7 protein-coding genes and 1 pseudogene are annotated in these 8,005 nt (G+C 73.3%); 7 read left to right on the forward strand and 1 reads right to left on the reverse strand.

Annotated elements, in window-relative coordinates; genetic code table 11:
* Positions 1-496: 496 nt before the first annotated feature.
* The 6 genes and pseudogenes from CITRI_RS0115435 to CITRI_RS19150 all read left to right on the forward strand — a co-directional run.
* On the forward strand, positions 497-709 hold the full coding sequence (locus CITRI_RS0115435; RefSeq protein WP_141566151.1) for a hypothetical protein: 213 nt from the start codon (positions 497-499) through the stop codon (positions 707-709).
* A 27-nt stretch (positions 710-736) separates the two neighbouring features.
* Positions 737-2,197, forward strand: a complete 1,461-nt coding sequence (locus CITRI_RS18175; RefSeq protein WP_010145849.1) for a polysaccharide biosynthesis tyrosine autokinase — start codon at positions 737-739, stop codon at positions 2,195-2,197.
* A 10-nt stretch (positions 2,198-2,207) separates the two neighbouring features.
* A complete protein-coding gene (locus CITRI_RS0115445; protein WP_010145850.1) occupies positions 2,208-3,203 on the forward strand; it encodes a DAK2 domain-containing protein in 996 nt (331 codons plus the stop codon).
* The gene (locus tag CITRI_RS18180) at positions 3,200-5,209 is read left to right on the forward strand and encodes an ATP-dependent DNA helicase RecG (protein WP_010145851.1); all 2,010 of its coding nucleotides are present in this window, start codon (positions 3,200-3,202) and stop codon (positions 5,207-5,209) included. Before CITRI_RS0115445 ends, CITRI_RS18180 begins: the two co-directional genes overlap by 4 nt.
* Complete coding sequence (locus tag CITRI_RS20370) at positions 5,161-5,436, forward strand: hypothetical protein (RefSeq protein ID WP_010145852.1); 276 nt, start codon at positions 5,161-5,163, stop codon at positions 5,434-5,436. The genes CITRI_RS18180 and CITRI_RS20370 overlap by 49 nt, the downstream gene beginning before the upstream one ends.
* A 9-nt stretch (positions 5,437-5,445) precedes the next feature.
* A pseudogene (locus CITRI_RS19150) lies at positions 5,446-5,934 on the forward strand (RsmD family RNA methyltransferase); the annotation flags it as partial.
* 128 nt (positions 5,935-6,062) lie between these two features.
* Here CITRI_RS19150 and CITRI_RS0115460 read toward each other — a convergent pair.
* Positions 6,063-7,409: an aminotransferase class I/II-fold pyridoxal phosphate-dependent enzyme gene (locus CITRI_RS0115460; protein ID WP_010145854.1), complete on the reverse strand. Its 1,347-nt coding sequence runs from the start codon at positions 7,407-7,409 to the stop codon at positions 6,063-6,065.
* A gap of 24 nt (positions 7,410-7,433) precedes the next feature.
* Here CITRI_RS0115460 and coaD point away from each other — a divergent pair, with 24 nt between their 5' ends.
* The gene (gene coaD, locus CITRI_RS0115465) at positions 7,434-7,904 is read left to right on the forward strand and encodes a pantetheine-phosphate adenylyltransferase (protein WP_010145855.1); all 471 of its coding nucleotides are present in this window, start codon (positions 7,434-7,436) and stop codon (positions 7,902-7,904) included.
* Positions 7,905-8,005: the final 101 nt, after the last annotated feature.

Genomic DNA, 8,005 nt, shown 5'->3' on the forward strand with positions numbered 1-8,005 from the left:
ACCGGCGGCCACCACCCCCACGCCGAGCGCGGTGCTCTGGCGCCCGGCACCGGCCGGTCGCCCCGCGGGACGGCCGGGGCGACCGGCCGGTGCCGGACCGCCGGAACCGGCGGGTCGGACGCGAACCTCGGAGTCAACACCGCGCGAAAGCATCCACCCAGCCTACGACGGCGGACCGTGACCGTGACGTAGCATGGTTCCCAGCGCCGCGGAAGAGGGGGGTCGTCCCGGGCCGGGTCCCCAGGTGTGCGCTCTCCACCGACATGCCGACCCAGCCCGATCGCGGAGGACCCTCTTGTCTCACCCTGTGCGCCGTGACGCCGAGACGGTGGGACATCCCTCCGGCACGGCCTCCACCGCCGGACGGGCTGAGGCCAGGGTGGCGGATCGGCCCTGCCCCCGGCGAGCGGTCGACCCCGCACTCCTGACGACGGTGGTGACGGCAACTCCGGGTAGGATCACCGATGTGGTCACGGAGCTATCCCCCTACCTGACCATGGACGATTCCCCCACCGTCGGCGTGATGGCCGGCCGGGGGAGGACCATGACAGACCTCCTGTCCGGCGACACCGACATGTTCACGCTGCCGACCCCTGGCGTCGGCCAGGCGCGGGGACAATCGGCCGGCTGGCCGGACGTACAGGCAATCGAGACCACCGGCTCAGCGTTGGGCCAGGGCGAGATGGCGTCGTATCGAACCGGTCAGTGACCGGGACCAACCAGAAAGGATCGCGACTTGGACCTGCGCGACTACATCCGGATCCTGCGGAACAATTGGCTGTCGATTCTGTTGATCACCCTCTTGGGCGTCGCCGTCGCGGCCGGTGCCACGGCGCTGACGAAGCCCACCTACACGGCGCGGACGCAGATCTTCGTCGCGGTGAACTCCGGGGAGACCGCCACTGACATCCTGCAGGGCTCCAGCTTCTCGGAGAAGCGCGTCACGTCCTACGTCACCCTGGCCAAGAGCCCGCGCGTGCTGCAGCCGGTCATCGACGAGCTGGGCCTGGACTCCGGCCCCGCGGCGCTCGCCGCGACCGTGGAGGCCACCGCCCCGCCCCAGACGGTGCTCATCAACCTCTCCGCGAGCCACGAGGACCCGGCCCGGTCGGCCGCGATCGCCAACGCGGTGGCGGAGTCCCTCATCGCCACCGTCTATGCGGTCGAGGATCCTGAGGGGGCCGGCGACCCGCTGGTGGACCTGTCCGTCGTCGAGAGCGCGGACGTGCCGGTGTCCCCGTCCAGCCCCCGCGTGGCGCTCAACCTCGTCCTCGGCCTCGTGGTGGGTGCCGCGCTCGGCGTCGCCTTCGCCCTGCTGCGCAGCCTGCTGGACTCCCGCATCCGCAGCCGCGAGGACGTCGAGCGGGTCACGGACGCCCCGGTGCTCGGTGCCTTCGCCGACCACAAGGACGCCGAGGAGGAGGCCATCATCTCCCTGGACGACCAGTTCGACCCGCGTGCCGAGAACTACCGCCAGTTGCGCACCCACCTGAAGTTCACGAACGTCGACGGCGGCACCCAGTCCGTGGTCGTGACCTCCCCGATCCCGGGCGAGGGCAAGACCACCACCGCCTGCAACCTCGGCATCATGCTCGCCGAGTCCGGCAGCCGCGTGCTGGTCATCGATGCCGACCTGCGGCGCCCGCGGGTGGCCAAGACGCTGGGCCTGGAGGGGGCCGTCGGGCTGTCCACCGTCCTGTCTGGCCAGATCGACCTCGAGGACGCCATCCAGCAGTGGGGACCGGACGGCGAGCTGGATGTGCTCACCTCGGGTGAGATCCCGCCGAACCCCTCGGAACTGCTCGGTTCGGATGCCATGCGGCGGCTCATGCACCAGCTCGAGGGCCGCTACGACATGGTCCTGCTCGACGCACCCCCGCTGCAGCCGGTCACCGACCCCACGGTCCTGGCCGCGATGGCCTCCGGTGTCATGCTGGTCACGCGCGTGGACGGTTACGTGCACCGCGAACAACTGCAGGGCGGGCTGGACAGCCTGGAGTCCGTGGACGCGCGTCTGCTGGGCCTGGTCCTGACCCGCGTGCCGAACCAGCGCGGCACCTACTACGCCTACCAGTACGCCTATCAGTCCGACGTCGTGGAGCCGACCTCGAGCCGGCGCGCCCAGGCTGGCCGCGGATCCGCCGAGGCCAGTGAGCCGAACGGCCAGAAGGCGCTGACGGACATGCGGTTCCGTTGAGGTACCCGGCATGACGGAGGAGGCACAGTCCCCCCGGGCCATCTCCCGAGTCCACCGGTGGCTCGCCCTGTCGGAGACCGCCCTGGGCAACGCCTCGGACCGGATGGACGCCATCAACATCTTCCCGGTCCCGGACGGGGACACCGGCACCAACCTCTACGGGACGGTCCGTGCCGCGCGGGCGGCCCTCGAGGTCCGGTCCGCGGACGATGTCGGGGAGGCACTGTCCATCGCCGGACGCGCGGCGCTGGACCAGGCCCGGGGCAACTCGGGCACCCTGCTGGCCGTCATGCTCATCGGCATGTCCGAACCGCTCTCAGGTCATGAGCGGATGACCGCGCCCTCCCTCGCCGTGGCGCTGGACCGCGCCCGGGCCAGCGCCTGGGCCGCCCTCTCCGACCCCCAGGAGGGCACCATGCTGACGGTGCTCGCCACCGCCTCCCGGGCGGCCACCGAGTACGTCTCCCGGCACGCCGACCTGCCCGACGACCAGCTCCGCGGCCGCAAGGAACTCGGCAACGCACTGGACGCGGTGGTGGACGCCGCGTGGCAGGCCGTGGTGAAGACCGAGGGCCAGCTGCCCGCACTGGCCGAGGCCCATGTGGTGGACGCCGGCGGACTGGGGTTGCTGCTGGTGCTGGACTCACTGCGGGCCACCGTCCTGGGCACCGGCATCGACGCCGGGCTGCTGGAGGGCCTGCACGGATTCTCCGCGGGGGACCCGCACATCCACCAGGGCATGGAGTCCCCGGTCGGCTACGAACTGATGTGCAGCATCTCCCTGGACCCGCTGACCGCCGCGACGTTGCGCTTCGAGCTCAACGAGGTGGGTGACTCCGTGATCATGAGCCCGGTGGACGCCCCGGCCGACGGCGAGGGGCCCGTCCGCTGGCGACTGCACGTCCACGTGGACGACCACGCCTCCGCCGAGGCGCTGGTCCGCAAGGCCGGCACCCCGGAGAACCTGGTCGTCACCCCGCTCCAGGATCCGGGGCAGTCCGGGTGAGCCCCGACCCGCTCGACCAGCCGCTGGAACGGCTCCTGGGCGGCAAGACCGCCCAGCGCCTGGAGCGGGAGCTGGGCCTGCGGACGGCCCGGGACCTCCTGGAGCACTTTCCGCGCCGCTGGATCGAGCGCGGGGAGATGACCGCGATCGCCTCCCTGCCCGTGGGTGAGCAGGTCACGGTGGTCGCCCGGGTGGTCTCCGCCAGCAGGCGTCCCATGCACTCCCGGCGCGGCTTCATCGTGGACGTCACCGTGACCGACGACGACACCGCGCGTCCGGCCAGCCTCGACATGGCCTTCTTCAACGGCTACGACGCCCAGCGCCGCCTCAAGCCCGGGCTGCGCGCGATGTTCCACGGCAAGACCGCCCTCTACCGCGGCGAGCTGACCCTGAACAACCCGGACTTCTCCGTGCTGGACGACTCCGAGCAACCGGACCGCGAGGACCTCGCCCCGGTGCCCCTGTACCCGGCCACCGCGAAGGTCCCCAGCTGGGTGCTGCGCAGTTCCGTGTCCACCGTCCTGGACGCCCTGGACTGGGCCGGCGTCGAGGATCCCGTACCGGCCGGGCTGCTCGAGGACGCCGCGGACGACGGGGTCCCCCTGCCGGCCCTGGCCCAGGCGTACCGGGACATCCACCGGCCCGTGGAGGTGCGCGACGCCCACCGGGCGCGCCGCCGGTTCGCCCTGCACGAGGCGCTCGTGCTGCAGGGTGCCCTCGCCGTGCGCCGGCACGCCGGCGCCGCTCACCGGGCGGTGGCCCGGCCCGCGATCGAGGACGGCCTGCGTGCCGCGCTGGACCGTCGCCTGCCGTTCACCCTGACCGCCGGCCAGGTCTCCGCCGGCCAGGTTCTGTCCGCGGACCTGTCCCGCGACCATCCCATGAGCCGACTGCTGCAGGGCGAGGTCGGCTCCGGCAAGACGCTCGTGGCGCTGCGTGCCATGCTCCAGGTGGTCGACGCCGGCGGCCAGGCCGCGCTGGTCGCCCCGACCGAGGTGCTGGCCGTCCAGCACCACCGCTCGCTGCTGTCCGTCCTCGGGCCCCTGGGCCGGGCCGGCCGGCTCGACGCACCGGACGGACCCGCCACCGAGGTGGTGCTGCTGACCGGCTCCATGCCCGCCGCCGCCCGCCGCGAGGCCCTGCTGAAGATCGCCTCCGGCCAGGCGGGGCTGGTGGTGGGCACCCACGCGCTGTTCTCCGGCACCGTCCAGTTCGCCGACCTGGGGCTGGCCGTGGTGGACGAGCAGCACCGCTTCGGCGTGGACCAGCGCGAGGCGTTGCGGCGGGCGAACCCCGGAACCCACCTTCTGGTCATGAGCGCCACCCCTATCCCGCGGTCCGTGGCCATGACGGTGTTCGGTGACCTCGACCTGACCGTGCTCCCGGGGCTGCCCTCGGGACGGCAGCCGGTGGCCACCCATGTCGCACGCATGGCCCACGGCCCGCGGATCATCGCCCGGGTGTGGGAGGTGATCGCCGAGCAGGTGGCCGCCGGCCACCAGGCCTTCGTGGTCTGTCCCAAGATCGACCCCACCGACGCCGGCGCAGCCGACGAGCCAGACGGGGACGGCGCCGCCGGCGGGGACGGTGGCGCTGCCGCGGCCCGCGACCGCCGCCACGACGCCGCGGTGGAGGACATGGTCCCCCGGCTGCAGGAGCTGCCCGCGCTGCGGGGGGCACGGATCGCCGGCCTCCACGGACGGCAGGACCAGCAGGCGCAGGCAGAGGCCATGGGCCGGTTCGTGGCGGGCGAGGTCGACGTGCTCGTGGCCACCACGGTGATCGAGGTGGGCGTGGACGTGCCCAACGCCACCGTGATGGCCATCCTGGACGCCGACGCGTTCGGCCTGTCCACCCTCCACCAGTTGCGTGGCCGGGTGGGGCGGGGCACCGCCCCTCCATCTGCCTGCTGGCGACCCGGCTGCCGGACGGTCACCCGGCGGTGGAACGCCTCGAGGTGGTCGCCGGCACCCAGGACGGGCTGGAGATCGCCCGGGCCGACGTGATGCAGCGCGGGGAGGGTGACATCCTCGGAGCGGCCCAGCACGGAGGGAGCCGGCTGAAGGTGCTCAAGGTGCTGCGCCACGCCGACCTGATCGACCTCGCCGCGGGCTGGATCGAGGCCCATCAGGGTCCCGACGGGACGCTCGAGGGCCACCCGGCGCTGGCCAAGGCCGTTGCCGCCTGGGAGGCCGGGCACGTCGGCAGCGGTGACTACCTGGAGAAGGGCTGAGGGACGCATATGCCCAGGATCATCGCCGGTCAGGCCGGTGGACTGCAGTTGTCATCGGTGCCGGGGGACGGCACCCGGCCGACCACGGACCGCACGCGGGAGGCGCTGTTCTCCTGGCTCGCGGCGCGCGGCTGGCTGGAGGAGACGGCCGTGGTGGACCTGTTCGCCGGCTCGGGGGCGCTCGGTGGCGAGGCCGCCTCCCGCGGGGCCGCACGGGTCCTGCTGGTGGAGCGGGACCGCCGGGCCGCCGGGGTGTGCCGGAAGAACGCCGCGGCCGTGAACCACCGGCTGGGCCGTGACGTGGTCCAGGTGGCCGTCGGGGCCGTGGACCAGGTCCTGTCCGGGCCCGCCGGCGCCGGGCCCTGGGACCTGGTGCTGGCCGACCCGCCGTACCCGCTGGAGGGACCGGTGCTGACCGCGACCCTGGAGCGGATCGCGGCCGTGATGGCCCCCGGGGCCTGCTGGTGCTCGAGCGGTCCGTCCGGTCCGTCGAGCCCGAGTGGCCCGCGGGGCTCGAGGTGCTTGAGGCACGGACCTACGGGGAGACGGTGCTGTACTACTGTCTCGGCCCGGACGACGGGGCGCCGGGCGGACTCGAGGCGGGTGCCGGGGACGGCCCGGGGCACTCAGTCGGCTGAGATCGCCGGCAGCGCCGCGAGCCGGCGCACCGCGTCCTCGATGGTGTCCATCGGCTTGCAGAACGCCCAGCGCATCCAGGACCGCAACCGGTGCGCACCGGTGCCGGCGCCGTCGTCGGGACCACCGGGGGTGCCCTCCAGGCCACCGGTCCCGGGGCCGGGCGTGCACAGCGCACTCACCGGGATGCCCACGACGCCGGCCCGGGCGGCGAGCGCCTCGGTGGCCGCGGCGGCATCGTCCAGGCCCACGGCGGACAGGTCGGTCACCGTGAAGTAGCCCGCGGCGGGAACGACCGGGTCGAGGCCGGCCGCGCCCAGCCCGGCGAGCAGCCGGTCGCGGGCGGCACGCAAGCGGTCCCGCTGGCCGGCGAGGAACACGTCGCCGTCGGCCAGGGCCCCGGCGATGGCCGACTGGTAGGCCGGGCCCGTGGAATAGGTGAGGAACTGCTTGACCGCCCGCACGGCCGCCACCAGTTCGGCCGGCCCGGTCACCCAGCCCACCTTCCACCCGGTCAGGGAGAAGCTCTTGCCAGCCGAGGACACCGTCAGGGTCCGCTCCCACGCCCCGGGGACGGCCGAGACGGGGTGGTGCCGGCCGTCGTACACCAGGTGCTCGTAGACCTCGTCGGACAGGATCAGCACCCCGTGCCGGGCACAGACCTCGACGAGCCTGCCGAGCAGGACCGGGTCCGGGACCACGCCCGTGGGATTGTGCGGGGTGTTGAGGACCACCACGCGGGTGTCCGGGCCGAGGGCGCGTTCCAGGGCCTCCGGCTCCGGCAGGAAGTGCGGGGGCCGCAGCGGGACGGCCGTGAACCGGGCACCGGCCAGCGCCGTCATGGCCGCGTAGGAGTCGTAGTACGGTTCGAACGCGACCACCTCGTCGCCCGGGCCGACGAGGGCCAGCAGGGCGGCCGCGATGCCCTCGGTGGCTCCCGTGGTCACCAGGACCTGCCGGTCCGGGTCCAGCTCCAGGCCGTAGTGGCGCCGTTGGTGGGCGCTGACCGCCTGCCGCAGGACGGGCAGGCCCAGCCCCGGGGCGTACTGGTTGGCCCGGTCCGCGCCGGTACGGATCGCCTCGGCGGCACGGTCGCGGATCCATGCCGGCCCGTCCTCGTCCGGGGAGCCCTGGCCGAGGTTCACGGCCCCGTGCCGCGTGGCCAGTGCGGTCATGGCCTCGAAGACGGTGGGCGTGGGGACGCCCCCGGCCAGCAACCCCGCCGCGGCGGCGGTGCGCCGCCAGGGCTCGGGGCGTCCGTCCCGGGTCGCGGACGGGTGCCGCGTGGGCCCCGTGTCGTCAGGTTGCGGGCCTCGGGCGGCGGCTGTGGTTCCCATGGTGCTCCATAGTATGTTCGGTGCATGCGTCGCGCCGTCTGCCCAGGATCCTTCGACCCCCTGCACAACGGGCACGTGGAGGTGATCGCGCGCGCCAGCAACCTCTTCGACGAGGTCATCGTGGCGGTGTCCACCAATTACGCCAAGAGCCACCGATTCGACCCGGAGACCCGCATCGAGATGATCCGGGAGACCGTCTCGTCCCTGCAGGGGATCTCCGTGGTGCCGATGGGGGAGGGGTTGCTGGCGGAGTTCTGCCGCAAGGCCGGGGCCAACGCCATCATCAAGGGATTGCGCAACACCACGGACCTGAACTACGAGATGCCGATGGCCGCGATGAACCGCCACCTGACCGGTGTGGAGACCGTGTTCCTGCCCTCGGACGGGCGCTACGCCCACCTGTCCTCCTCCCTCATCAAGGAGGTCGGCCAGCTCGGCGGCGACATCTCCGAGTTCGTCCCCCGGGCCGTGATGCGCCGGCTGGCCGAGTCCTGAGGTCCGGGCGGCCCTGACGGTCCGGCGCCCCGGGGGTCATCCGGAGCCATCCGTCACCGTGCCGGTCACCTGGCCGGGTTATCCTGCCCCCATGACTTCGC

Origin of the sequence: Citricoccus sp. CH26A (assembly GCF_000224415.1) — a bacterium.
Classification (GTDB): Bacteria; Actinomycetota; Actinomycetes; order Actinomycetales; family Micrococcaceae; genus Citricoccus.

Excerpts from the sequence above, each read along its gene's own strand:
- CITRI_RS0115445 (WP_010145850.1), top strand. The coding sequence starts at position 2,208 with ATGACGGAGGAGGCACAGTCCCCCCGGGCCATCTCCCGAGTCCACCGG.
- CITRI_RS0115460 (WP_010145854.1), bottom strand. The coding sequence starts at position 7,409 with ATGGGAACCACAGCCGCCGCCCGAGGCCCGCAACCTGACGACACGGGG.
- coaD (WP_010145855.1), top strand. The coding sequence starts at position 7,434 with ATGCGTCGCGCCGTCTGCCCAGGATCCTTCGACCCCCTGCACAACGGG.
- CITRI_RS0115435 (WP_141566151.1), top strand. The coding sequence starts at position 497 with ATGGACGATTCCCCCACCGTCGGCGTGATGGCCGGCCGGGGGAGGACC.